General features: G+C 33.4%; 27 protein-coding genes and 1 pseudogene. 8 read left to right on the top strand and 20 right to left on the bottom strand.

What is annotated here, in order from left to right; genetic code table 11:
* Nucleotides 1-133 precede the first annotated feature (133 nt).
* Genes tgt through ACFELY_RS01055 form a run of 3 tightly spaced genes read left to right on the top strand, consistent with a single transcriptional unit; the run spans nucleotide 134 to nucleotide 3,834 of the window.
* Nucleotides 134-1,219: a tRNA guanosine(34) transglycosylase Tgt gene (gene tgt / locus ACFELY_RS01045; protein ID WP_375334094.1), complete on the top strand. Its 1,086-nt coding sequence runs from the start codon at nucleotides 134-136 to the stop codon at nucleotides 1,217-1,219.
* Between the two features lie 54 nt (nucleotides 1,220-1,273).
* On the top strand, nucleotides 1,274-2,356 hold the full coding sequence (locus tag ACFELY_RS01050; protein ID WP_375333394.1) for an LptF/LptG family permease: 1,083 nt from the start codon (nucleotides 1,274-1,276) through the stop codon (nucleotides 2,354-2,356).
* A complete protein-coding gene (locus tag ACFELY_RS01055) occupies nucleotides 2,353-3,834 on the top strand; it encodes a UbiD family decarboxylase (protein WP_375333395.1) in 1,482 nt (493 codons plus the stop codon). The genes ACFELY_RS01050 and ACFELY_RS01055 overlap by 4 nt, the downstream gene beginning before the upstream one ends.
* 127 nt (nucleotides 3,835-3,961) lie before the next feature.
* Here ACFELY_RS01055 and ACFELY_RS01060 read toward each other — a convergent pair whose 3' ends face one another.
* From ACFELY_RS01060 to ACFELY_RS01080, 5 genes are all read right to left on the bottom strand, one after another.
* Nucleotides 3,962-4,201 carry an exodeoxyribonuclease VII small subunit gene (locus ACFELY_RS01060; RefSeq protein ID WP_375333396.1) on the bottom strand — a complete coding sequence of 80 codons (240 nt, stop codon included), beginning with the start codon at nucleotides 4,199-4,201 and terminating at the stop codon, nucleotides 3,962-3,964.
* Between the two features lie 35 nt (nucleotides 4,202-4,236).
* Nucleotides 4,237-5,427, bottom strand: a complete 1,191-nt coding sequence (locus ACFELY_RS01065) for a fatty acid desaturase (protein ID WP_341758883.1) — start codon at nucleotides 5,425-5,427, stop codon at nucleotides 4,237-4,239.
* An 80-nt stretch (nucleotides 5,428-5,507) separates the two neighbouring features.
* Nucleotides 5,508-5,960, bottom strand: coding sequence for a hypothetical protein (locus tag ACFELY_RS01070; RefSeq protein WP_375333397.1), 453 nt, complete (start codon nucleotides 5,958-5,960; stop codon nucleotides 5,508-5,510).
* Nucleotides 5,961-6,647: 687 nt separating this feature from the next.
* Complete coding sequence (groL, locus tag ACFELY_RS01075; RefSeq protein WP_375333398.1) at nucleotides 6,648-8,303, bottom strand: chaperonin GroEL; 1,656 nt, start codon at nucleotides 8,301-8,303, stop codon at nucleotides 6,648-6,650.
* A 52-nt stretch (nucleotides 8,304-8,355) separates the two neighbouring features.
* Nucleotides 8,356-8,643, bottom strand: a complete 288-nt coding sequence (locus ACFELY_RS01080; protein ID WP_341758885.1) for a co-chaperone GroES — start codon at nucleotides 8,641-8,643, stop codon at nucleotides 8,356-8,358.
* Nucleotides 8,644-9,101: 458 nt separating this feature from the next.
* On the opposite strand from ACFELY_RS01080, the gene ACFELY_RS01085 reads away from it, so the two are divergent.
* The gene (locus ACFELY_RS01085; protein WP_375333399.1) at nucleotides 9,102-9,443 is read left to right on the top strand and encodes an IS630 transposase-related protein; all 342 of its coding nucleotides are present in this window, start codon (nucleotides 9,102-9,104) and stop codon (nucleotides 9,441-9,443) included.
* 38 nt (nucleotides 9,444-9,481) lie between these two features.
* On the opposite strand, the gene ACFELY_RS01090 is transcribed toward ACFELY_RS01085, so the two are convergent.
* On the bottom strand, nucleotides 9,482-9,649 hold the full coding sequence (locus ACFELY_RS01090; protein ID WP_341758887.1) for a hypothetical protein: 168 nt from the start codon (nucleotides 9,647-9,649) through the stop codon (nucleotides 9,482-9,484).
* Between the two features lie 375 nt (nucleotides 9,650-10,024).
* On the opposite strand from ACFELY_RS01090, the gene ACFELY_RS01095 reads away from it, so the two are divergent.
* Entirely contained in the window at nucleotides 10,025-10,630 is a 606-nt protein-coding gene (locus tag ACFELY_RS01095) for an OmpH family outer membrane protein (protein ID WP_375330361.1), read from the top strand.
* A gap of 89 nt (nucleotides 10,631-10,719) precedes the next feature.
* Here ACFELY_RS01095 and ACFELY_RS01100 read toward each other — a convergent pair whose 3' ends face one another.
* The 6 genes from ACFELY_RS01100 to ACFELY_RS01125 all read right to left on the bottom strand — a co-directional run bounded on the left by ACFELY_RS01100 (nucleotide 10,720) and on the right by ACFELY_RS01125 (nucleotide 14,516).
* The gene (locus ACFELY_RS01100) at nucleotides 10,720-11,409 is read right to left on the bottom strand and encodes an Hsp20/alpha crystallin family protein (protein WP_375330362.1); all 690 of its coding nucleotides are present in this window, start codon (nucleotides 11,407-11,409) and stop codon (nucleotides 10,720-10,722) included.
* Between the two features lie 103 nt (nucleotides 11,410-11,512).
* Complete coding sequence (locus tag ACFELY_RS01105) at nucleotides 11,513-11,749, bottom strand: GapR family DNA-binding domain-containing protein (RefSeq protein ID WP_375333400.1); 237 nt, start codon at nucleotides 11,747-11,749, stop codon at nucleotides 11,513-11,515.
* Nucleotides 11,750-11,791: 42 nt separating this feature from the next.
* Complete coding sequence (locus ACFELY_RS01110; RefSeq protein ID WP_375333401.1) at nucleotides 11,792-13,189, bottom strand: palindromic element RPE1 domain-containing protein; 1,398 nt, start codon at nucleotides 13,187-13,189, stop codon at nucleotides 11,792-11,794.
* A 77-nt stretch (nucleotides 13,190-13,266) separates the two neighbouring features.
* On the bottom strand, nucleotides 13,267-13,782 hold the full coding sequence (locus ACFELY_RS01115; protein WP_341748789.1) for a pyrimidine dimer DNA glycosylase/endonuclease V: 516 nt from the start codon (nucleotides 13,780-13,782) through the stop codon (nucleotides 13,267-13,269).
* Between the two features lie 120 nt (nucleotides 13,783-13,902).
* The gene (locus tag ACFELY_RS01120; protein ID WP_375333402.1) at nucleotides 13,903-14,208 is read right to left on the bottom strand and encodes an IS4 family transposase; all 306 of its coding nucleotides are present in this window, start codon (nucleotides 14,206-14,208) and stop codon (nucleotides 13,903-13,905) included.
* 119 nt (nucleotides 14,209-14,327) lie between these two features.
* Entirely contained in the window at nucleotides 14,328-14,516 is a 189-nt protein-coding gene (locus ACFELY_RS01125; RefSeq protein WP_341758892.1) for a hypothetical protein, read from the bottom strand.
* 72 nt (nucleotides 14,517-14,588) lie between these two features.
* On the opposite strand from ACFELY_RS01125, the gene ACFELY_RS01130 reads away from it, so the two are divergent.
* The 3 genes from ACFELY_RS01130 to ACFELY_RS01140 all read left to right on the top strand — a co-directional run bounded on the left by ACFELY_RS01130 (nucleotide 14,589) and on the right by ACFELY_RS01140 (nucleotide 16,882).
* A protein-coding gene (locus ACFELY_RS01130; protein WP_375329687.1) for an IS5 family transposase occupies nucleotides 14,589-15,352 on the top strand; the annotation gives its coding sequence in 2 pieces (ribosomal slippage) (nucleotides 14,589-14,946 and nucleotides 14,946-15,352; 765 coding nt in all).
* Nucleotides 15,349-15,630 (top strand): aldehyde dehydrogenase family protein, encoded by a 282-nt coding sequence (locus tag ACFELY_RS01135; RefSeq protein WP_375333403.1) that lies wholly within the window; start codon nucleotides 15,349-15,351, stop codon nucleotides 15,628-15,630. The genes ACFELY_RS01130 and ACFELY_RS01135 overlap by 4 nt, the downstream gene beginning before the upstream one ends.
* Before the next feature lie 172 nt (nucleotides 15,631-15,802).
* The gene (locus ACFELY_RS01140) at nucleotides 15,803-16,882 is read left to right on the top strand and encodes a hypothetical protein (protein ID WP_375333404.1); all 1,080 of its coding nucleotides are present in this window, start codon (nucleotides 15,803-15,805) and stop codon (nucleotides 16,880-16,882) included.
* 22 nt (nucleotides 16,883-16,904) lie between these two features.
* Here the strand turns inward: ACFELY_RS01140 and ACFELY_RS01145 are convergent.
* The 8 genes and pseudogenes from ACFELY_RS01145 to ACFELY_RS01180 form a co-directional block, all read right to left on the bottom strand.
* A pseudogene (locus ACFELY_RS01145) lies at nucleotides 16,905-17,649 on the bottom strand (IS5 family transposase).
* A 145-nt stretch (nucleotides 17,650-17,794) separates the two neighbouring features.
* Nucleotides 17,795-19,237 carry a patatin-like phospholipase family protein gene (locus ACFELY_RS01150; protein WP_375334095.1) on the bottom strand — a complete coding sequence of 481 codons (1,443 nt, stop codon included), beginning with the start codon at nucleotides 19,235-19,237 and terminating at the stop codon, nucleotides 17,795-17,797.
* Nucleotides 19,230-19,385: a hypothetical protein gene (locus ACFELY_RS01155; RefSeq protein ID WP_375333405.1), complete on the bottom strand. Its 156-nt coding sequence runs from the start codon at nucleotides 19,383-19,385 to the stop codon at nucleotides 19,230-19,232. Before ACFELY_RS01155 ends, ACFELY_RS01150 begins: the two co-directional genes overlap by 8 nt.
* Before the next feature lie 129 nt (nucleotides 19,386-19,514).
* A complete protein-coding gene (locus tag ACFELY_RS01160) occupies nucleotides 19,515-19,991 on the bottom strand; it encodes an SH3 domain-containing protein (RefSeq protein WP_375330499.1) in 477 nt (158 codons plus the stop codon).
* 179 nt (nucleotides 19,992-20,170) lie between these two features.
* Nucleotides 20,171-21,910 (bottom strand): cation:proton antiporter, encoded by a 1,740-nt coding sequence (locus tag ACFELY_RS01165; RefSeq protein ID WP_375333406.1) that lies wholly within the window; start codon nucleotides 21,908-21,910, stop codon nucleotides 20,171-20,173.
* A gap of 78 nt (nucleotides 21,911-21,988) precedes the next feature.
* Nucleotides 21,989-22,324 (bottom strand): ribosome silencing factor, encoded by a 336-nt coding sequence (gene rsfS, locus ACFELY_RS01170; RefSeq protein ID WP_341758898.1) that lies wholly within the window; start codon nucleotides 22,322-22,324, stop codon nucleotides 21,989-21,991.
* 607 nt (nucleotides 22,325-22,931) lie between these two features.
* A complete protein-coding gene (gene thyX / locus ACFELY_RS01175) occupies nucleotides 22,932-23,825 on the bottom strand; it encodes an FAD-dependent thymidylate synthase (RefSeq protein WP_375333407.1) in 894 nt (297 codons plus the stop codon).
* Between the two features lie 11 nt (nucleotides 23,826-23,836).
* Nucleotides 23,837-24,805, bottom strand: coding sequence for an FKBP-type peptidyl-prolyl cis-trans isomerase (locus ACFELY_RS01180; RefSeq protein ID WP_375333408.1), 969 nt, complete (start codon nucleotides 24,803-24,805; stop codon nucleotides 23,837-23,839).
* Nucleotides 24,806-25,216 lie beyond the last annotated feature (411 nt).

Below are 25,216 nucleotides of genomic sequence, written 5' to 3' on the forward strand. Positions count from 1 at the left end.
CCTTCATATGTCAAGCTATTTAGATTTATCTTGTATAAAAAATCAAAAATTGCTATACCAATTAGTAATACTTTGTATAGGGGGAGAGCAATAGGGTTAGATATATGTGCAAATTGATTTAGGTAAATTAGCAGTGCAAAAATTTTCATTTGATTTACAATCTCAACATAAAAAGGCCAGAACTGGTATTATAACTACTAAGCATGGTCAAATACGTACTCCAGCTTTTATGCCGGTCGGCACGAAAGGTACGGTAAAAGCCATGTTACCAGAAGCAGTTGAATCTACCGGAGCTGATATAATACTTGGTAATACTTATCATTTAATGTTGCAACCAGGGGCTGAAAGAGTTGCCAAGTTTGGCGGTTTACGTAAATTTATGAATTGGTCAAAGCCTGTACTTACCGACTCAGGTGGTTTTCAGGTAATGTCCCTATCAAAACTACGTAAGATTACAGAAGAAGGAGTAATTTTTAACTCGCATATTGATGGTAGTAAGCATATGTTAAGTCCTGAGCGGGCAACAGATATCCAATATCTTCTAGATAGTACCATTACCATGGCGTTTGATGAATGTACCCCATATCCGGCAACATTTGAGCAAGCAAAATCATCGATGGAATTAACATCTAGATGGGGAGTTCGATCGAGAAAAGCATTTGTTCAAAGAGAAGGTTATGGTCAATTTGGTATTGTACAGGGAAATATCTATCAGGAATTACGTGCCGAGTCAGCAAAGAATTTGGTAGAATTAGATTTTGAAGGTTATGCTATTGGAGGGCTGGCAGTAGGTGAGGGACAAGAAATAATGTTTAAAGTGCTAGATTATGCTCCAGATTTATTACCTAAATATAAGCCAAGATACCTTATGGGGGTTGGTAAACCAGATGATATTATTGGGGCAGTTGCCAGGGGAATAGATATGTTTGATTGTGTTATTCCAACGCGTTCTGGTCGAAATGGTCAAGCTTTCACCAAATATGGTGTAGTAAATATTCGCAATAGTCAGTATAAGGATGATCAGGAGCCGCTTGAAGATGATTGCCCATGCCCAACATGTAAGGATTATAATAAAGCTTACTTGCATCATTTGGTAAAGAGCCAAGAGATTTTAGGAGCAGTACTTATGACTTGGCATAATTTGGTGTATTTCCAAGAATTAATGTCAAGAATAAGGCAATATATTCAACAAGGAAAAGACTTTGATTTTATGCATTAGTTATCGATAATTTTGCATGGTATAGATATTTGAAAGACTATAAATGATTACAGAATGTTGATATATAAACGTTATATAATAAGAAATATAGTACCATCCTTGGTAATAATTATTTTCTCAGTCACTAGCCTTGTATGGATTACTCAGATATTAAAGATGTTGTACTTAATTGATAAGGGAATAAAAGCTCAGGATTTCTTAAATTTAATTATTTTAGTTATTCCATCTTTGTTGTTTATTTTATTACCTTTTGCAACTGTTATTGCTGTTATTTATACTTATAATGCTTTGAGTGAGAGACGTCAGATAATTATTTTGCAAAATTTGGGATTAAATAATATCCAACTAGCTAGTCCAGCGTTGATTGTAGCTCTGGTAGTTACGTTATTTGCTTATTATATTTCGATTAGTTTATTGCCATTATCTCATAGCAAGCTTAAATCAGATCTTATTTTTATGAGGAATAATTATGCATCCAATATTCTAGATGAGAAGACATTTAATCCAATTTCTAAAGATATAACAGTTTATTTTGATAAAAAATTACCTGATGGCACTATGAAAAATTTGATCATTTTTGATAATCGTAAGCATGATAATCATGCAATCTTGTTTTCTAGATACGGGGTGTTTAAAATATATAATAACAGCTCGTCTTTTCAGTTAAAAGATGGAGTTAGGCAGGTATATGATCATAATGGTAATTTAAATAATTTATTATTTGATGTTCTAATCGTAGAATTAGTTAGTAATAATGGTAAAAAATTGGTGAGGGAGGAATATAGCCGGGAAATCAATGAGTATTATATTGATGAATTATTAAAACCCAACAATATTTTATCAGAGCAAAGGAAGATTAAATTAATTGCTGAGGGACACCAAAGATTGATTTGGCCTATGTATAATTTTGTATTGGTCTTTCTTACATTATCGGTTTTTTTACGACAGCCTTATAATAAAAAATCTAGTTTAAGACAGATTCTAATTACGGCAATTTCTGCCATAATTATCACATACTTGCATTTTGTATTACAAAATCTTGCTTCAAAAGATTTAAATTTTATCTTTGCTTGTTATGCTAACATGATTATTGCTATTATTTTAAGTATATATTTATATTTTCGTAAAATTATATGAGTTTCCAAGATTTACCACAATTTATAAAACTTCTTGAACAAAATGGACTCCTTAAGCGTATATCCTATCCCGTATCATCTAACCTTGAAATAACAGAAATCAGTAGAAGAATTTTAATACAAGATGGTCCGGCTCTGCTGTTTGAAAATGTTATTAAAAATGATGGAACTAAATCTAATATGCCAGTTCTAACTAATTTATATGCTAGTACTGAGCGAATCGCCTTGGGGCTTGGTTTGAAACGTAAAGAAGATTTAAGGAAATTCGGAGAATTGCTAGCTTTTCTTAAAGCCCCCGAACTACCTTCTTCCTTTAAAGAAACCTTTGCCATGTTGCCATTGGCAAAAAGAATGTTGGCTATGTCGCCAAAAATATTATCAAAAGCTCCCTGCCAGGAAGTTATAATTGATGATCCTGATGTTAATATATTACCGATACAAACCTGTTGGCCTCTTGATATTTCGCCATTAATCACTTGGCCAATAGTTGTTACTAAAGGACCTAGTCTAGAGAAGGTAGATAATTTTAACCTCGGTATATACCGAATGCAAGTAGTTGGGCGTAACAAACTTATTATGCGATGGCTTAAAATGCGAGGTGGAGCACAACAACATAAACGTTGGCAATCATCAGCAAAAAAAGAGCCTTTTCCTGCTGCAGTGGTTATTGGGGCAAGCCCTGCTGTGACTATGGCGGCTGTTATGCCGCTGCCTGATAATATGTCTGAGTATAATTTTGCTGGATTATTAAGAGGCAAGTCAATTGAATTGGTAAATTGTGTTAGTATAGATATGAAAGTGCCAGCTTATAGCGAAATTGTTATAGAGGGGCATGTAAGTTTTGATGAATATCTACCAGAAGGACCATTTGGTGATCATACAGGTTACTATAATGACGTTGAATATTTTCCAGTCTTTAATGTTAAGGCTATTACCATGAAAAAGCAACCTATATATTTAAGCACTTATACTGGTAAAGCTCCAGATGAACCATCGGTACTTGGCGTGGCATTAAATGAAATATTTACTCCGATAATTCAGCAACAATTTCCAGAAATCGTTGATTTTTGGTTACCGCCTGAAGGTTGTTCTTACAGAATTGCCATTGTATCTATCCGCAAGGCTTATCCAGGTCATGCAAAAAGAATAATGATGGGGATTTGGTCGTTTTTAAGACAATTCATGTATACCAAATTTATTATTGTGGTAGATGATGATATAGATATTCGAGATTGGAAGGAAGTAGCTTGGGCAATCTCAACTAGGAGCGATCCTTCTAGAGATAGCACGTTTATTGATAATTCGCCAATAGATTATCTTGATTTTGCATCCCCTGTATCAGGACTTGGTAGTAAAATGGGGATAGATGCAACTAATAAAATGTCCCCAGAGACTAATAGAGCTTGGGGAAAGAAAATAGAAATGACTAGTAAAGTCATTGAAAAAATTGATAAAATTTGGGGTATGCTGGGTATCTGAAATATCATTGCGAGGAGTCGCTTTGCGGCGACGCGGCAATCCAAATGACCATGAATGGATTGCTTCTACCATTATATGGTCTCGCAATGACGTTTTTATGCTGTTTATAATACTTAGGTACTATAAGCTATAGCTCTATCTTTTCTATAATAATAGCCGAATCTGCTTGCTTAGTGATTTTTTCAATCTTCAATCTAGCCGCCTGTAGCTTTTTTTCACAGCGTTCTTTTAGTAACACCCCTCTTTCAAAGCTACTAATCGATGAATCTAAGCTTTCCTCACCAGTATCAATTTTTTTTACAATTTCTTTTAATTCTGCTAAGGCAGCTTCAAAGCTCATATTTTCAATAGATGTCAAGTTTGGCATCGCCCCTCTATTATTATTTGTTGTTTCAATTTTATCTAGTTCCTAACATATTTCCTATCTAGTTCATTATATAATCTATAAATTGCCATCTCACGATCTTTAATTTTTTTACTAGCAATTTTTAGTAATCGCTCTGACGATTCTTCTGTTAACTGAATTGATGAATGTAGTTGTTCAGCAAGCTTTTTCAGTGATTCCTGAATTTCTATAAATGATTTTTGTAATTGCACTTTAATCGATATAGAAGAATTTTCAAGCTCGTTAAGTTTTACATATATTCGTTCTCCCAACTGATTAATTTTATCTTGCAGTAAACTTAATTGTTGCTTTCTTCCCTCTATTAGGTATTTACTAGTCTCATTCACCTTCGCTTGTATCCTAACTTCAGGAGTAACTTCTAAATTCCAAGCCAGCCCTAATTTACTCATCACATATATTATCCATTTATGGACATCAAAATGATACCATTTAGCACCATTACGGTAATCTGATGGGAATGCATGATGGAAATTATGCCAATTTTCACCTAATAAGAATAATGCCATCCACCAAATATCCCCGGCAGTACCTTTGTAATATTTCTTGCTACCAACAAAATGACATAGAGAATTAACGCAAAAAGTTGCGTGTTGTTGTAATGCTCTACCCATACCAATAAACAAGAACCCAACATAAGCAGAGATGATAGTACCACCAATCAAATAACCTATTAATGCGGGTACTATAGTGTTCATAAATAGAGAAATTTGCCAATAATGCTTTAATTGCCATCTCAGCAATTTATTTTTACCAAGTTTAACCATAGTAACTCGGTCAATGGACTTATAGCTTCCATCAATTATCATCCATCCAATATGTGACCATAAAAACCCTAAAATTCTATTCTCAAACTTTAATGGGCTATGCGGATCTTGATCTTTATCAGTATAAGTATGATGCTTATAATGATTTGATGCCCAAGATAAGACTGGTCCTTGGAAAGTAGCGGCTGACATCATAACAAGAATAAACTCCACCACCTTATTTGTTTTAAAGGCATGATGCGACCATAGACGATGCAATCCAACACCAACAGCAATATTAGAGCCGTAATAGCCAGCTATGAACAGACTTATCTCAAATAGACCTATCTTATAGCTAGCATAGTATTTTATAACCAAGCATGAAAGTATAATTGGGTATATAATTAGAACAAAGAAAATGCTCCAAACGATTCTTTTTAGCATATATCTAATCTTTTAATTAAATAAAATTCTTAGGCAGTATTGTAGCATATTATGTCACAATATACAAATAATATGTTGCATTACATTTTACGTTTCCATAATTTATTAAGCATACGCTGTCCGAAATAGAAGCTAATAATGCCAGCAAAAATAGCCTGATCGTCTATATTCCATAAAACATCAAGATATTCCACAAGGATTGCCGTACTTTGTATAGTTTTATATTGCACATATTTGACATAGGCATACATAATAAAAAAACTATATGCCAGAACAGGACGAACTGAACCATTTAAGGCATCAACCCAATTAATGCCTGATTTATATGTTGAATATAAAGTATTATTCTCCGCAATGTCTTTGGAAGTGTTAAGCTCTGAGAGCAGTTTGGTATTCCCTAATTTATGGCTTTCAATTTGCCGATCTAAAAGATTAAGCTCATGTTTTTTATCATTTTGATCCTTTAGAATTTTTAAAATTTCTGGAATAATTGAGCTAATAAAGCCCGTTATTGAAGCAAGTAGTGTAATCATAAAAATCTCATTAATTCTTGTATAATATCATTATACCAAAATTTTTTCTTGCACTAATACCCGTCATCCACTTTTTTAAAAATTCTAATCAAATTATTTGACTATCAAGTATATGCAGGAAATAATACCAAATCACTATCAACTTAGCATGATATTATCCAATTCCAGAAAGTAATTGATTACAATTTACAGATCATTACATATTTACAGACAGGCTACAAAATTGGGTTTTGAGATGACTAAAATAGAGTTTTTGCCACAAGTTTGTTAAGAGAAATAAAAGAAAAATTCTTCTACAACAAATTATTTCATTCAATGGAGGATGTGTTAAATAGAATGTCGGATGTTATATTAAAATATGAAGCAAGTCCTCAAATTGTTAAATCTATATCTCAGTAAAATTACCAAACCAAAATTTTGCTCCTTAATTTTCACTGATACATAATCCCAATATATTTTTTCTACCAGATACATCAATAGGGGTGGATAATAAAGCTTATTCGTAGGTAAAAGATAGGAATCTGCCTGCAATAACTAAAATAATTCTATATTTGGCTCTTTTTAGCTGCGAATAAACATGATTTTCTTGAAATAGGTACACTATTCCTTCAAAAATCATATTTATTCTCGCCGAAAAATAGCTCAAAATATAATTAATTAGTTATCGCAGGCAGACTCCTGGTGGTATTAGAAGTCCATACCGCCCATGCCACCCATACCACCGCCCATACCACCACGTGGCATAGCAGATTCGTCTTTATCAGCTGGTTCATCAGTAATAAATGCTTCAGTAGTAATAATCAAAGAAGCAACTGATGCTGCATCTTGCAAAGCAGTACGCACGACCTTAGTTGGATCGATAATACCAGCTTTAATCATGTCAACATAAGTCATATCTTGAGCATTGAAGCCAAAGTTTTTATCTTTGCTATCAGTAAGTTTTCCAACTACAATAGCTCCATCCATACCAGCATTCTCTGCAATTTGTCTTACTGGAGCTTGCAGAGCCTTCTTAACGATGTTAATACCAGCCTGTTGATCTGCATTAGCACTTTTTAGTGACTCTAAAGCTCTTGCCGCATAGAAAAGAGTAACACCGCCACCAGCAACAACGCCTTCTTCCACGGCAGCTCTAGTAGCATGCAAAGCATCTTCTACACGATCTTTTCTTTCTTTTACTTCAACTTCAGTAGCACCACCAACTTTTAAGACAGCTACGCCACCAGCAAGTTTAGCTAAACGCTCTTGTAATTTTTCTTTATCGTAATCTGAACTAGACTCATCAATTTGTGCTCGAATTTGAGAACAACGAGCTGCGATATCTGCCTTACTACCAGCACCATCAATTATGACAGTATTTTCTTTGGAGATAGTAACTTTTTTAGCAGTACCTAGCATTTTGATATTAACATTTTCAAGCTTCATACCAAGATCTTCACTAATAAGCTTACCACCTGTTAAAATAGAGATATCTTCCATCATGAATTTTTTTCTATCGCCAAATCCAGGAGCTTTAACTGCAGCAACTTTTAACCCACCACGTAATTTGTTCACTACCAGGGTAGCAAGTGCCTCTCCTTCTACATCTTCAGCAATTACTAATAAAGGACGTCCTGATTGCACTACGGCTTCAAGCACTGGTAACATTTGCTGTAAATTTGATAATTTCTTTTCAAATAATAAGATAAAAGGATTTTCTAATTCAGCTACCATCTTTTCGGAATTAGTAACAAAATATGGTGATAGATAACCTCTATCAAACATCATACCTTCAACTACATCTACTTCAAAACTAAAATTCTTAGCTTCTTCAACGGTAATTACCCCTTCTTTACCAACTTTTTCCATTGCTACGGCAATTTTTTCACCAATTTCTTTATCACCATTTGATGAAATAGTACCAACTTGAGCAATCTCCTCTTGGCTGCTGATTTTCTTACTAGCTTTCTTAATTTCTTCAACTATTAAATTAACTGCTGAATCTATACCACGTTTTATATCCATAGGATTCAAGCCAGCTGCTACCGCTCTGTTACCTTCCCTTGCTATTGCTTGAGTTAGAACAGTTGCGGTAGTTGTTCCATCACCAGCAACATCAGATGTTTTACTTGCCGCAGATTTTACTAATTGAGCTCCCAAATTTTGGGCTTTGTCTTTTAGTTCAATGGCTTTTGCCACTGTTACACCGTCTTTGGTTAGTCTTGGTGTACCAAATGACTGTTCAATTGCAACATTTCTACCTTTTGGACCTAATGTTACTTTTACGGTATCAGCTAAAATATCAATACCTCTTAGCATTTGTTCACGTGCATTTGAGCCGTGTCTTATTAATTTTGTTGCCATATTATATTCTCCTTACAAATTAAATAATTCTTATAATAATTTATCTAAATTATTAACTAATTATGCCCATGACATCACTTTCTTTCATGATTATCATATCTAAACCATCAACTTTAACTTCAGTACCAGCCCATTTGCCATATAGTACTTTATCGCCTACTTTAACTTCTAATGGGTGGATAGTACCATCCTCCCCTCTCGTTCCTTTTCCTACAGCTATTACTTCCCCCTGCATAGGCTTTTCCTTAGCTGTATCAGGGATAATAATTCCCCCGAGTGTTTTTTCTTCTTGTTGAATTGGTTTTACCGCAATTCTATCATGCAACGGTCTAAAAGACATTCTTACCTCCATAAAATTAATACTTACACATTGTGTATTCTATATATGTTTGGTTTTGTAACAGTTCAAGGGATAAAAGAAAATTTTTTAATTAATTTCAAAGTAATTATACGCTATGTTCAATTTTTTTATACGATACGAGACTTAATTTTAAATAATATTAGGTTCTGTTGACAAAATTTTTAACGTAACCATATTAAAGCTCCAACGAAATTTAAAAAAGCTAAAAAGGTGGTAGGGACTTTATCAAACCTGGAAAATATACGCCTAAAATGTTTGATTTTACCAAAGAAGCATTCAATTAAGTACCGTTCTTTGTAAATATGTTTATCATATTCACGTTGTACTTTACGATTAGATTTTGGTGGTATAACAACCTCACACCCCTTATTTTCTAAGCTTCCTACAAACGCACTACTATAGCCAAGTCCTAATAAATAGGATATAATAATGTCATTATGACATATTCAATAGATTTTCAAAAGAAAGCATTTAAGATAAAAGAAAGATTAAGTTTTGCGGAAACATCAAAACTTTTTGGTATAGGGAAGACAACATTAGTTCGTTGGACAAACAGACTAGAGCCTAGGGCAACTCGTAATGAATCTGCCAGCAAAATAGACATGGAATTATTAAAACAAGATATTAAAGAATATCCTAATGCTTACAACTATGAGAGGGCAAAGAGATTGGAAGTAAGTAAGACTGGGATTTGGAGTACTCTTAAACGTTTAAATATTACTTATAAAAAAACTATTGTAAATTGTAATCCTCTTAGACATTGTGCAACCCGTTTTTGACAAACCCCTAGCTCTTTCTAGAAAAAATGATAGCCTTCTTATAATTCTTGTGTATTGTTGTAGTTATCAGTTTTCATGCAAGAAACTACCAAAGATAGAAGTTGACAAGAAGTTTTACTTAATTGTTTACCACAATTATTGGTAAGGTTTTGCCATTCAGGTGGGACAAAATTACCGACTATAAAAGATAGTATTGGAATTTTCAACTAAACCGTCGGAAAAAATTAATGATTCCGTCATATTTCCTCTCCGTGAAAAACGGTTAAAAACAGACCTTTTTGTAGGTCAATTTTGAGGAATTTTGGCAAAAAAACGCTATAAAAACAATATAGAAGCTTTTTAAGGAATTTATGAAGTATTTGAAACGATAATATATATAAGGGGTTGGGAAGAATTTTTTAAACCCCACTCTTCACTCTTGCGAGGAGGTGTAAGCCGACTAAGCAATCCATAAAAATTAATATAATATGGATTGCCGCGTCACCGCAAAGCAGCTCGTCGCTAATAGACGATTAGCGAGCAGATTTTTTATTCGTCATAAGAAAATAGCAAAAAAACAGTGAACGCTCACAATTAAAAATATGAAACATTATATTTGGTTAACAATAATAAGTTGTTTAGTAGTTAACTACTATTCAAATACTCATGCGTCTAATGCAAATGTTGATAGCAGCCTTATGATCCGTAGTCATAGAGGCAATAGCCATATTGACAACAGATTTGCTGCAAGAATTGCTATTGTAGATATACATTCTATTCTAGAACATTCTGTAGCAATCCAGTCTATAAGGAAATCTGCAGACCAGATAGGTAAAAAAATTCGACAAGATTTATCAAAGAAGGATGTAGAACTTAAAGGAATAGATAATCTATTAATGGAAAAACGTAACTCTTTAAGTGAATCAGCCTTTGAACAAGAAGTTGATGCTTTTAACAAAAAAGTAAACATAGTACAAAAAGAAATACAAGATAGGAAAATACGTCTTGAACAGGCTCATTCTGAAGGTTTAGGCAAGGTACACGAAACAACTATAAAAATTATAAATGATTTAGCAGAAAAATATAATCTTGATTTGGTTATACCTAGTACTCAAATTTTATTTGCTAAAAATACCTTAAATATTACGCAAGAAGTGATAATGGAGCTAAATAATCGATTAAAACATGTTGCAATTAAATATGAATAATATAGCTAGTATACGTATATGCATCTCAAGCGTTATTGCGAGGAGGCATAAGCCGACGAAGCAATCCATTATAGAACATAGAATAAAACCTAATTAATAGGAATAGTTTTTACATCTTCTACTTTAATAGGAGTTCTTGGTAAAATAACAGTTAATACTCCATTCTTTAGATTTGATGAAATATTATTTCGGTCTATGTCTTTTGGTAAGAATAATTTCTGATGAAACACATTACGAGCTTGCTGACCAGAATATTTATTATCACCCTTAACCTGATCATTCTGAATTTTTTGAGCAGTAATAACTAAATAATCTCCTTGCAATTCAATTTTTATCTGCTCTTTATCAAAACCTGGTATCTCAATATTCAAAGTATATTGCTTGTCGTTAATATCTAAATAACTATTTAAGCTACTAGTCATAACAATAGGTGAGTCAAAAATAAAGCCATTATGGCGTATAGTAAATCTATTCCATAATTTATCCATTTCTTGCGATAATTGTACAAATGGATTGCCATAAATTTCTGAATAATTATCAGCTTTGTTTTGTTGTTCTGATACTGTAGCAGTAGATGTATCTTGTGATTTTGGCAAAGCTGCATAAGCATTAATATCATACCACAACCCGCTTACCCCACTTGTCACAGATATACCCATTAACAAAGCACCAAGGGTTATCTTTTTCTTAAGCTTATTTACTGATGATAGATTATTAGTATTATTTAATTGAGCATTATCACTCTTAAGTTGATAATTACTTACATAATTGCTTATCATATCTACTCCATATATTCAGTTGTATAATAATATATATAATATCGTGAGTACTAAATTCAATAAGAATAAGCATTTAATTATAGCAATATTTTACAAATAATTATTAAATATTCAATGCTCCACGATATATTTCTATTAGGCTATCTTCTTCAGCAAGAGCGTCTTTATCTTTTTTCTTAAGTTTCAGAACATGCTTAATTATCTTAATATCATAGCCTTTATGTTTAGCTTCTTCATAAGCATCCTTTATTAGATCAGTTAACTCGTTTTTCTCTTCCTCTAGCTTCTCAAGTTTACTGATAGTGTCAATTAAATCTTGTGAATCGATTATCTCTGTCATAATTATAAATATTATAATTTTAGTAAAATGCCAATTACCAAATTATTTGTTAAAAAATAAATAATTAAAGTAACAAGCTATTCTCTTCAAAAATCCTACTTTGTCAATGGATTCTTTAGCAAGAAGAGCTATTTCTTGCACATCATTGTCAACAATTACAGTTATTTTACCAACAATATCCCCAGCCTTTAAAGGAGCTGAAACAGTTGGTGGTATCGATATTTTTATATCAATTTTTTCTTGGTTAGAACGTGGCACAACCATTGATAACTTTTCGGCTGCTACAAGTTGCACTTTATCCTTTACACCAAGCCATACATTAATTTCTTCTATTATATCACCTTTAGCATAAAACTTTTTGTGAATAAAGTTTTGCTTAATCCAATCTAATAGCATTAGAGATTCATCCGCTCGCTTTTTCATAGAACTAAGACCGTTAACAACCATAATATAACGACGCCCATCATCTATACATGATGCTACCATACCATAACCCGCATTATCAGTAAAACCGGTTTTAATACCATCGCATCCAATATCTTTGTATAATAAAAGATTACGATTTCCTTGAGTAATAGGTCGACCTTTTTGATCTTTACCGAAAGTAAAATATTTTTTACTATAAATATGATAAAATTCCGGGTGGTTTTTAATAAGAGCCATACTAAGTATGGCAAGATCATAGGCAGTGCTATAGTGATTTTCTGCTGGCCAACCACTAGCATTAACAAAATGAGTATCCTTCATACCTATTTTCTGTGCTTGTAAATTCATAGCCTCAACAAAATTTTCTTCCGTTCCGTACAATCCTTCAGCAGCTACAATACAAGCATCATTTCCTGATTGAACAATAATACCATTCAAAATATCTTCAAGACGTACCATTTCACCTAGAGGCATGAAAGACTTTGACCCTCCCATACGCCAAGCTTTCTCACTTACAATAAAATGCGAATCAAACGACGCCTCGCCCTTTTGAATTTTCTCCTCAATAAGATAAGATGTCATTATTTTGGTCATTGATGAAGGAGTCATACGCTCATAAGCATTCTTTGCCAACAACACTTTACCTGTAACATAATCTATGACTATTGCTTGCTTTGCTTCAAGGGTTATTGCATTAGTATCAGGATGGCGAGTAATATTATTATTTTCCTCTGTGCTAGATGTCACTGCTTTAACAGGAGACTCTGCCTTAACAGTAACAATAGACCTCTTGCCTAACTCTACTTCTGCTGGTAATTTGGACAATGATGCGGTACTCGAATCCTCACGTACACTAGAGTACGCTGCGGTTCTGCGTTCCGCGTCTCCTTCAAATTCCTCAGCATAAGCGAGTTTTGCAAGAGGTCTAATAGGTAATATTAAGAGACAAATTAATATCAAATATAGTGTAAATATCGGGGTTTTATAAATCTTGTTCATGTAATGCAATGCCATAATTATCAATTTTGTTTAAATATAGCAGATTTTTATACTACACTAATAGCTGTTTTCATTATTTTTGCAGTATATAGTCAATTGATGAGAAATAGGGGGTTATACCATAAAGGTGGTTCTCTGTTAATCCATTTCGGTGGTAATTTATCATAGTGCCATTTTGCATTGAGATATTTTCTATAAGCTTCGCAAGGATCGCTAATATGCTTAAAATCCACCTGCATACTTTCTGATTTAGTACAATTAGCAAATGGAGTTATTATGCCATCTTGAATATCAGCTCTATGTTCTAACAAATATGGTAATAACCTTGTAGTCGCATGTTTTTTGTTATAACGAAAACTATATTCTTCGCATAATGCTAAAAAATGCTGAAATAACCAGTCCCAATTGCCAATGTTCAATGCCGCCCAGATAGTACATGGGTGCTTCATGTGAGTTGGTTTGTAGATATGCTGATAAGTAACACCACTATTAATGAATATGGCGGTACTTAACAATTGGGCTGTCTCTAAAACCATTTTAACTACCCGTTTGTTATCCAAGGCTTGGGCAGATATTATAGGACAGTTATTGGTAACAAAAATATTCATAAATTTTATCTATTAAATAACAATATAATTTATTATTAGACTTCTTTCGAAACTCGCTTATGTGAGGAATTTGAAGGAGACGCTTCACCTCGAACCGCAGAGTACTCTAGCGTCATATCTTTACCCATAAGTTTTTAATGAATTAAAAGTTTTGAAAGGCAAAGTAAAGTCCCTTAGCCTTTGGAGTCCTATCCACATAGATTTAATGCCCGGAGCTTTATCACTTTTTCTATTTAAAAACCCACCGAATACGGCGATTATCTTATTTATTTTACCAATCGAAGGGGCATTATTAGGTGGCGGCTTTTTGTAAGCAATAATATATACCGATTTCCACTCAACTTCTTCATAAAATAATTCACAACTAAGTGACGGATGGTATCTGCCTATATATGTTAAAAATAAAACCCTCCAAGCAATAATCATATAAATTGCTACGCAATTCTATAATCTATTTATATTTTCTAACTGCAATTTTTCAATATTGCAACCACTTTTCAGCGTCTTAAAATATAATTTAATTTGCCCCACAACTGCTTGAGCCATTAATTTTTCCCATAGTTTTTTTCTGATTCCTCATCGCCGCAATCTAAAACTCTATTACTTTTAGCACGAACAATGATATGTGCTTTGCTTTTTTCCTTATCGTATTCCTGCAATAATTCATAAAAATCACCCTCGCGATCAGCTATATTAATAAATAATTTATCAGAGAACCTAGGATATGTCGTCACGAGATTGTGATTGCATAATTTTATGTGATTTGTTATTATAATTGTAGTAATAAAAATAGGCGATAAGAAGCAATGAGTTTAGCACATAGAAGACATGATATAAGCGATGAGCTTTGGAATAAGATAGAAAGTAATTTACCTGGTCAGAAAGGTTGTTGGGGAGGTATTGCAAGAGACAATAGAACTTTTATAAATGCAGTGATGTGGATATTTAGAACGGGAGCTCCATGGAGAGATTTGCCTCCTGATTATGGCAATTGGAAGAATGTACACAGAAGATTCTGTAGATGGCGTGATAATGGGATATGGGAGAATTTGCTAAATATTTTTATAAATGCTCCTGATTTTGAATGGTTAATGATAGATTCTACATTTGTAAAAACTCACAAAGCAGGACTTGGAGCGAAAGGCGGGAATCAAACGGTTAGTCGCACAAAAGGGGGCTCAACACAAAGGTACATATGGCCGTGGATGCGTATGGTATGCCGGTCAGAATTATTGTTACAGAAGGTTCCAGAAATGATTGTACTCAAGCTTGTGAGTTAATCCAGAATATGGAGGCACAACATCTTATGGCTGATAAAGCTTACGATACAAACGCCATAATAGAATCGGCTGTGAATGCAAACATAATTCCTGTAATACCATCAAAAAGAAACAGGAAGATTCAAAGAGAGATAGATAAATATCTATATAAGCTAAGGCACATTATTGAAAATACATTTCAAAAATTTAAAGAATGGCGTGGTATAGCAACAAGATATGCTAAAAATACAAAATCATACATGGCGGGTCTTTGTTTAAGGGCTTTACTAATGTGGGCTCAAATCTCGTGACGACGCACCCTAAGGATTTACCGAATATCATAAACAAAATTAATGATTCAAAGTACGGTCTTTCTGCTTCTATTTTTTCTAACGATCTAGGTAGGACTTTGCTTTTAGGACAAGATATCAGGGTAGGTAATTTATCTATAAATAAAATAACAGATGGAAATATTATAAATCCTTTTGGTGGGTTTAGACAATCAGGAATAGGAAGAGATAGATCTTTAGAAGCTCTTAGCAATTACTCTGAAATAAAAACCACATGGGTTTCTTACTGCTCAGTATAGTTGGATCAAAGTAACGGAACGTGCGAAAAACAAAAATGCATGACTGTAAATTGTAATCAACTATTTACCCCTTTGAAGGAAAAATTGTAAATACTCAAAAAAATTATACCTTAATCAAAAAATAAATGTTATATTTTTTATAGGAGCAGCAATTGATAACTAAGAACATTTTATGAAGTATAAAAATTATTTTAGCAGTTTTGATGTAAGCAGTGTATCTAATCATATAAAACTTGCACTACAAAAAGCAAATTTTATAGTTTATTATTTTAATAATTTGCCTGATAGGTATCAAATTACAGAAGACAGTTTTAGAGAAGAAAGCATACGTTTAGATTATCCAAGAAGTTCTTATAAAATTAAGTTACATGATAAATTAACAAAAAGTACTATTGAAGTGAAACAGTTTAATTATGACTGGGCTCCTCCTGCTTATGATTGTCCATCTCTTTGGGCTAATAATATAAAATTTGACCATACATTAATTCCAAAACCTTTACATTTTGTAATTAATAGCAAAGTAGGTTGGATAGGAAAAAACTATAGAAATGAACAAGCATTATCAATTATACAAAATAGAACTACAACTGAGGTTTGTATTAAAGACAGTGCTGGTAAAGAAGTAAATGTTGATTTACAGGAACTCATAAGATATTTAAAGCCAGCTGATTTAAAAGCACAAAGTCAGTTACTTGGTAAAACTTATGCAGAATTAAGCTATGCATATTCAGGTAGTGTAAATATAGTTAATGTACCATTTAGTTTTTGGAAATCCTCTTCAAGTAAAGAACTAAAGTATCAGAAAGCTTTTTCATATCCTAATTTGCCTGATTTTATAGATAAATTAAAAATTAGCATACCTGACAGTTATAAATATAACCTTGATACAGTTTTTTACTATTTTAAAACTTCAGAAATGGAAAAAACAGGTAGGGTAGAATTTATATATTCATACCAAAATGATAGAGATGTAAATATTAGAGTTGTGGTATGGTCTAGTTCTGAAAATCATAGTATAAAATATCCCCCAGAGCCAGACATTACTCAAAAATTTGAGCATTATCTTTTAAAGATAGGTGATAAAGAAGTTTATGTTGCATATAGAAACAAAGAGGTGGGACCCTTTGAAGCTGTGTGGAGTAGAGAAGATTATAATTATCTGTTAATTACTAAACCTGAGGTATTTACGGACGATAAATGGTTTCAGAATTTACTATGGGATGTGATTCAGGATAATAATCTTGATACATGACTAGGTTCTGTTGACAAAATTTTTAACGTAACCATATTAAAGCTCCAACGAAATTTAAAAAAGCTAAAAAGGTGGTTGGGGCTTTATCAAACCTAGAAAATATACGCCTAAAATGTTTGATTTTACCAAAGAACCATTCAATTAAGTACAGTTCTTTATAAATATGTCTATCATATTCACGTTGTACTTTACGATTAGATTTTGGTGGTATAACAACCTCACATCCCTTATTTGCTTCTACAAACGTACTACTATCATATCCTTTATCTCCTATCACTGTCGTATTCTGAACATCTTCTTTAGTAAGATTTTCAGCCTGAGTGATATCACTTCTTTGCCCAGCAGTTAGTATAAACTTCAGTGGGTTACCCAATGCATCAACGAGAGCATGAATTTTAGTACTAAAACCACCTTTGCTTCTACCTAAAGCTGCTTCCTCTTGATTACCTTTAATATATCCAGATGAGCAAGCATGTACTCTTACAATAGTTGCATCAATCATCATTCCATATCCGTATCTATTCTAACATGAGCCATTAAAGCTTCCCATATGCCTTTGTTAACCCATCTCTTAAATCTGCGATAAACACTGTACCACAACCATAATAATCAGGCAGAAGACGCCATTGACAACCTGTTCTAGCAATAAATCATATTGCTTCAATAAACTGTCTTATTTTTTCCTCATTCTTGTTGTGTATAGCTTTTTTTTTCTTAAAAAATGATAAAATTGCTTCCCATGCTTGGTCTTCTATGTAATACTTCATATTGGTAGTTTCTTGGTTTCGATAACTAGAAACTACCATTTCTTCTTACTATTGCAACTTCTTTATTCTCCTCTGATAACTTAACATAAAATTTTGTCAACAGAACCTAGGTAAATCTACTAAAGATAAATGTTCACCTAGTTTTTTATGAGACACAGTCGACTAAGACCTGTTCGTACTGAGGCTCTAATCCTTCAAGTTCCATCATTTCCTGATCACAAGAGGTAGTATAGATACCCTCATAAGAGTCAGAAATTAATGACTTAATATTTTGTAACACACCTGAACGACTCTCTGCATCTAAACTTACGATCCACTGAATAATCTCTTGTACTTCTTCAGGTAATGATTCAATCTCAGCAATATCTAACTCTACAGTAGGATACTTAACATTCTCTAAATACTCTAAATATTGTAAATATTCTGATGTATTTTCATGGTTATGTTTAATCCACTGAATAGCTTTTTGTAGCGTTGCTGCGTTAATTGTAGACTCTGTATCCCGGTTAGCTAAGGTATTACCAGGTTCTAACTTAGCACTTACCGTTACTGAAACTTTAGGTTCTACAATAGTCTCTTCTATATCAAAGTTTAAGTTGTTATTACTTTCATATCCTTCATCATTATTCTCATCACCTAGCATTGCATTTGAGTTTGTGTTTAAGAGTTTAGATTCCTCAAGATTATCCTGGTAACTAGCCATTAATCTATCACATAAATCCTGTACCAACTTGGAATTATTTGCTAGATATTGTTCAGCGATTATCTTTAATTTTGCTATATTACTTTTACTAGAATCATCTAAATTTTTACATTCTTTGGTAATAGGCAACACTATTTCTGTATTTTGTCCTTCACCTGTTAGATCTAACCTAACCTCAGTTGCATCACCTTCTTCATCATTTTTCATAATTATATCAACTAAGCCGTTAAGCAACCATCCTAATACCCCATCAAAATTAGCTGACGGTATTTGGGCTTTTATTTGTTTATCTACACCAAAATTGATAGAACAAACTGTGGTACGCTCCATAATGTCTGCTTGTTCATGATAGGTATGACCTTCTTTAAGCACCTGTAGTACTATAGCAGCTGGGCGATTAGCCCCAAGACCACCATCCGCAAAAGCATAAGGCTTGCCGGCAGCATAATCATAATCCATTACAGCTTCCTTATTAACAACCGCTTTAAAATAGGTCGGTGCTGCTGTAGTTGCAAGAAGTACATCCTTTGTTCTAATATGTATACTATGTTTATCTTCGCTATCAAAGATTTTTATACTATCTCTTCCCTCATTCAAATCAGCAACTGGTATAATAAGACGACACAGACTATCATCCAACCTGTTATCCCCTAAATGTTTTTCTAATATTTCTTCCAAAGGTTTTTGGCTATATTTGTGTTTTATTATTCCCCAATTAAACCAATTTTTAGGAAAGATTTCAGGAGCAGTGTTTTCAAATAATTCTAAAGCTTCTTTGGCTGAATAACGAGGTTCTGTTGATCCTTCTTCCTTAGGAATTGTTAACAATGCTGCAATTAATCCACCAACGCTAGTGCCAGAAATAATATTAAATAATTTAGATATGGGTTTGCTGGGTTATTTCTTCTATTTTCTGTAGCACGACTAACTCAGCTATTCCTTTTACTCCACCACCTGAAAGACAAAGAACTTTATTTTGTTCCATTTGATTTGTACTCATCCTAACCTCCATAACATAATTTAAAAATTTCATAATATTAAGTTACTATAAGTTTAATATTATAACAAATAAAAATTTATAACAACACATAAAAGATAAACTTAAAATTTTGTTTACAACCTAGTTATTGCAGGCAGTATCCTAAAACATTATTGCTTACTTTTAACACTCATCTTTATAAACTCCCCACAATACTGTTTTAGGTAGCCATCCAGTATAATTTTTACAACATACTTGGCAATAATCTTTTTTGCATTTTTTAAGTAAGCAACGGACATAATTACTTATTCTTGCAACAATTTTATTTTGATCGTTAGGTACTCTAGTAAGAGATACTAATTCTGGACTTACTACAATCACCGACCTTTTACCGGATAATACACTCAAATGTACCCAACCTCCTTCTCCTTTAATATCACGAATTTGCCTCCATTGTTCATATTCTGCAATAATTTCTATCGGTTCCCCTTTTTTTATAAATACCCATTCTATAGGGGCTTTTATCGTAGGACCAACTCTAGCATTTACCTCGTTAGCCTTTATCGAGGCAAATCTTGGTATAGGCAACCTCTGATTATCTGCTTTTGTTAGTAAAGGTATAGTGGTCAAGATAAGTACAATCGAAATATATAGCCCCATATATAGTTTTTGTTGTAATAGTATACTCAAATGATTTGAAGAATTGGAACGTAAAACAAGGGGTGAGCGAGCAGAGCGTAGTAAACCTACGTGAGTACGCGAATACCCCGAAGTTTTACGGAGCCAATTCTTCAAAGCAGAAGAGTATAAATGTAATTTGACCGCCATGAGTAACACACCTAGTATTTCTCTGAATCATTTTCTTCTAATTCATTCAATGCATCATCTCGCTTAGCTGTTACATAATTACCTGACCTAAATTGCCCTTTGATACGATTTATTTCATATTCACTCAAACCAATAAATTTTAGAATAGTTCCACCAAGCTGTAACCCAGTCTCATAATTTTCTGGTATGATTGTGGTTGCTCCAGCGTCATAAAATTCTCTAGCATTTTGTAAATTTTTTAATCTTACAATAACCTCAATATCTGGAAAATTACTTGAGATTGTTCGAAGAGATTTTTTGATAGTAACCTTATTATTCATTGTAAGCACTAGAGCTAAAATCCTTTCTGCTCCTACGGCTTTTAACGTATCAATTTGTGATACATCTCCCCTAAAAACTGGAAATCCATTAGCTGTTTCTTCTTTGACAATTTCGTCATTAACATCTAATGCTATATAATTGATCCCTTCAGCTTCTAGCACTGATGCTACCATCTTACCAACGCTACCAAAACCAGCAATTATTATATGGTTTGTTAAATCTCTTGCCCCAAGTTCTATAATTTGTATTGGAGTTTTTCCAAGCTGCTTATCAAGTTTCTCAGCAAGTTTCCTGCCTAAAATTGCCAGTAGTGGAGTTAGTGCCATAGTACATGTCACCACTAATAAAAGCACATTGGCCGTACTCTCTTCAATAACCCCAGTTTCTTTACCAAGACCAAACAAGATAAAAGCAAACTCCCCACCTTGTGACAACAATAAACCGGCGTGCAATGCCACTCCCCGATTAAAACCAAATAAGATACAAAAGGCGGTGATAATTAATGTTTTTACCATGATCAAGGCAACAGTACAAGTTAGGATAGTTGATATTTGAGCATATATTTCTTGTGCGTCGATATTCATACCAACGCTCATAAAAAATAGTCCTAACAATAAGCTTTTGAAAGGATATATACTCTCCTCAGCTTGCAATCGAAATTCTGTTTCTGCAACCAGAACACCTGCAACAAAAGCTCCTAAAGCAAGTGATAGACCAAAATATTCTGTTGCCCAAGCAGCTGACAAAACTACCAATAAAGTCATGGAAATTGGCAGCTCATTTATATCACCATTATCCGATGAAATGAACCCAAATAAAGGTCTTAGCAATACCCTACCTGCAACAAATATAGCAAGTAGAGCAATGATAGCCTTAAGCAAAGCTATCCCTAGAGCTGATACTAAAGAAATTTTACTATCGCTAGCAAATAGCGGTACAATAACTAGCAGTGGTACAACTGCGAGGTCTTGTAATAACAAAATGGCTAGGGATATACGCCCGAGTTGAGTCGCCTGGCTACGGCTTTCTTCAATCACTTGCATGACAAGTGCCGTCGAGGATAAAGCAAGACCACCCCCAATAATAATTGCAGCACCACTATTACCGCTAATTAGAGCAACAGCGGCAGCAATTATTATAGCAGTTGTTAATACTTGCAGTGAGCCAAGACCAAATACATACCTCCTCATTACCTTTAATCTTTCAAAAGATAATTCCAAACCTATAGCAAAAAGCAAAAAAACTACTCCTAATTCTCCTAAGAATTTTGTCTGATCATAGGTTACGATCCTGAATCCATTATCACCAATTACCGCTCCGGCAATTAAATATCCCAAAACAGGGCTGAGGTTAAGACGTTTCAGTATTGCTACAACAAATACAGCAGTTCCTATTAAAATTATAATATTGATAAGAATATGTTCTTCCATTTACACCTTTTCTTTAGAAATATTTATACATTATTTTTTAACTACACTAAATAGTTTTCAGTAAAAAATCTAATATTTTTAATTTATTTTTTTTCTCCACATTTCTTCCAACTTAAAATGTTCTCTAGTTTCTGGGTAGAAAATATTAACTAATATATTTCCAGCATCTATTAATACCCATTCAGACTGTGCAAGTCCTTCAATATTAGTATTGACATTAGCTTGATTCTTTAACTCTAAAGATAAATATTCAGCAATTGCTCCAACATTTTTAGTGGAACGTCCGCTTGCAAAAATAATATATTCAGCTAATGTGGTTTTTTGTTTTATATCTATTACCAGTATATCTTCTGCTTTTTTTTCTTCTAAACATTTAACTACAAACTCTTTTAATAGTTCAATATTTTCTATCATAATTATCCTTTTGTTTTTTTCGAATCGAAAATGATGACATTTTTGGCATAATTCCAAGATATATTATTATATTGCTAGTTTGCTTTTTATCAATGTTTGTCTTGAAATTCATGATAAAATGATTAAAAAATTGAACAAATTAGAATCTCTGCCGAAAATTGCATATGATAAACAAGATAGGATTGGCTGCAAAGGTGGCAATAAATTTTGGTATACTCAAATGATTTGGAGAATTGGAACGTAAAACAAGGGGTGAGCGAGCGGAGCGTAGTAAATCTACGTGAGCACGCGAATACCCCGAAGTTTTGCGGAGCCAATTCTTCAAATCATTTGAGTATATAGTGTAGATATTCAATCTGGATTGTGCTGGTAGGGGAATTCATCTATGTGCCATCAAGAAAAATAATATGAAAGAGAAGAATTTTTATCTTTCAACGATCCCATTATACCATACCTATCTCTTCTTTCAACAGTCCCGTAATATCTCCACTCCATATTTCATTAGCATTAGGTACATGCACAGTTCTATTTGCTCCAGAACTAGCCCAGTATTTATCAAGGAAATAATTATAAGTCTTATAGTTTTTTCAGTCCATTGTATCTTAACTTATTTTATAACTTGCATTAATTCATCCCATTCTCTTTTGGTCATACCACTAGACTCTAGCGTGACATCTTCTTTATTAATTAGTCTTTTTACGACAGCCAGTCCTTTTTTAGAAATATTATTACCCTCTAGCCTATATTCCTTAAAGGCATCATACGTAAAAGGTACCCAAGCTTGTACTATTTCTAGCATTTTTTCTGCATATACTCTGATTTCATATTGGGCATGAGAATCGGCTCGGAGTAACAGAAAATTTAACAAATTATGCAAATTAATTTTCCAATACCATTCTGTATAATAGTTCAAAGTTAAATTCATTCTTGCCAGTTCTCTAGTAATACCTAAGGTATTTTCATCAATAATATTGCCATGTTCATCCTGATTCATCATTTCAGTATAATGCTGATAGCATATTTTAGCATCTTTTTCTAGTAGCACTAATACTTTATCTGCAATTTTTTCTGGAATTTTTTCATCACTTCTTCCTTGCTTATTTATTGTAGATTGAGCAGCAAGATTCTGTTTTTCTGGTAAATAAAATTCATTTCCTAATATAGAATATCTAGCTGAATATTCATTAACACTAGCAGTTCTATGACGTATCCACTGTCTTGCAACAAAAATAGGTAGTTTAATATGAAATTTGATATCACACATTTCAAATGGTGTGGTATGTTTATGACGCATCAGGTAATTAATTAGCCCCTTATCTTGGCTTAGTTGTTTTGTCCCTTTACCATATGATACTCGTGCTGCTTGTACTATGCTACTATCATCCCCCATATAATCAATAACTCTAATGAAACCATGGTCTAGTACTTTTATCGGTTCAAATAATAATTGTTCGAGAGCTGGTACAGTTGCTCTTTTAGTATTGTAAGTAGTATCGTGCATTTTTTCCCCAATTAATCTGTTTGAAAATTCGTTAATTCCAGCATTAAATATTCGTCCACAGGAATCTTACTTTGATTAAGCATTTTATTGATATTAGAACCAAGGGCTTTAAATAACTTACCTTTAGCAATTACTGTTCTAGTGCCAACTGGTACTTTACCATGTAGAGCATATGATACAATTAATGGGTAATTAATATCGCCAATTTTTATATCTAGCTTTTTCCCTTCTTGTGCCGAATCATAAAGTACCTGCCCATTCGATAATTTAGTAATTTTTGCGTCAATTCCTACTTTATCTCCACATAATAATGGCATCCTATAAGCTATTTCATCATCAAATATCTTTACTTCATTACTATTAACAAAATTATTAGGTAATATTGAATTTAAGACAATATTAACCCTATAAGGTTTATTTTCTTCGTTAGAAGATGTATATTTTGTAGGAAATATAGCTTGTCTGGTTTGTCCAACCATCATCCCTACTACTACAGAATCAATTCCTGGCATAATCACTCTAGAACCAAGAGTAAAGGTTTTAGTATTTTCGCTAAGTAAATTATTGTTAATATCCAATAATTGGTAATGTAATGTAACTACATGACCACAAGTCGCTGGACCGACAGTCCCATTACCAAAGGTGTTAATCTTAAACATTGGCTGAATTAAATCTCTATTAACCTCTATAGTATATTTACCATCAGCAATAGGTTTGTTAGTTGGTTGTAGTAAATTTTCAAAGAATAGTCGACCTTCTTCTGTTTTAAGAGCATTGATCAAAACTTTTGAAACAGTTTTTTCAAGGAAATTACCAGTTAATGGTATATTTGCTTGCTCAGGGGTACTAGTATTGTTATTACTTTCAGCTTCACTTGTCTGAACCTTAGGGGCATTTTCCTCAGGCGGAGATTGCATTTTCATTTGTACAATAGAGTAAATAATTGCGGCAGCAATTATAAAAGTTAGAGCTTTTTGCATATAATATTTCTTCTTTAAGTATCTTTTAGTTTGGTTTTATAGCTAACCATGCCTAACATTATTCCGTCATTGCGAGCCACCGTAGGTGGCGTGGCAATCCATAAAAGAGTGGATTGCTTCATCGGCTTTCGCCTCTTCGCAATGACGATTTTAGCTTCCAAGGTCATTGCGAGACTACTTAGTAGTCGCGGCAATCCATAAAAGAGTGGATTGCTTCGTCGGCTTTTGCCTCTTCGCAATGACGGTTTTAGCTTCCAAGGTCATTGCGAGACTACGTAGTAGTCGCGGCAATCCATAAAAGAGTGGATTGCTTCATCGGCTTTCGCCTCTTCGCAATGACGATTTTAGCTTCCAAGGTCATTGCGAGACTACGTAGTAGTCGAAGCAATCCAAATCATCACTTCTCTGGGT

It is taken from the genome of Candidatus Tisiphia endosymbiont of Xenochironomus xenolabis (assembly GCF_964264705.1).
GTDB lineage: Bacteria > Pseudomonadota > Alphaproteobacteria > Rickettsiales > Rickettsiaceae > Tisiphia.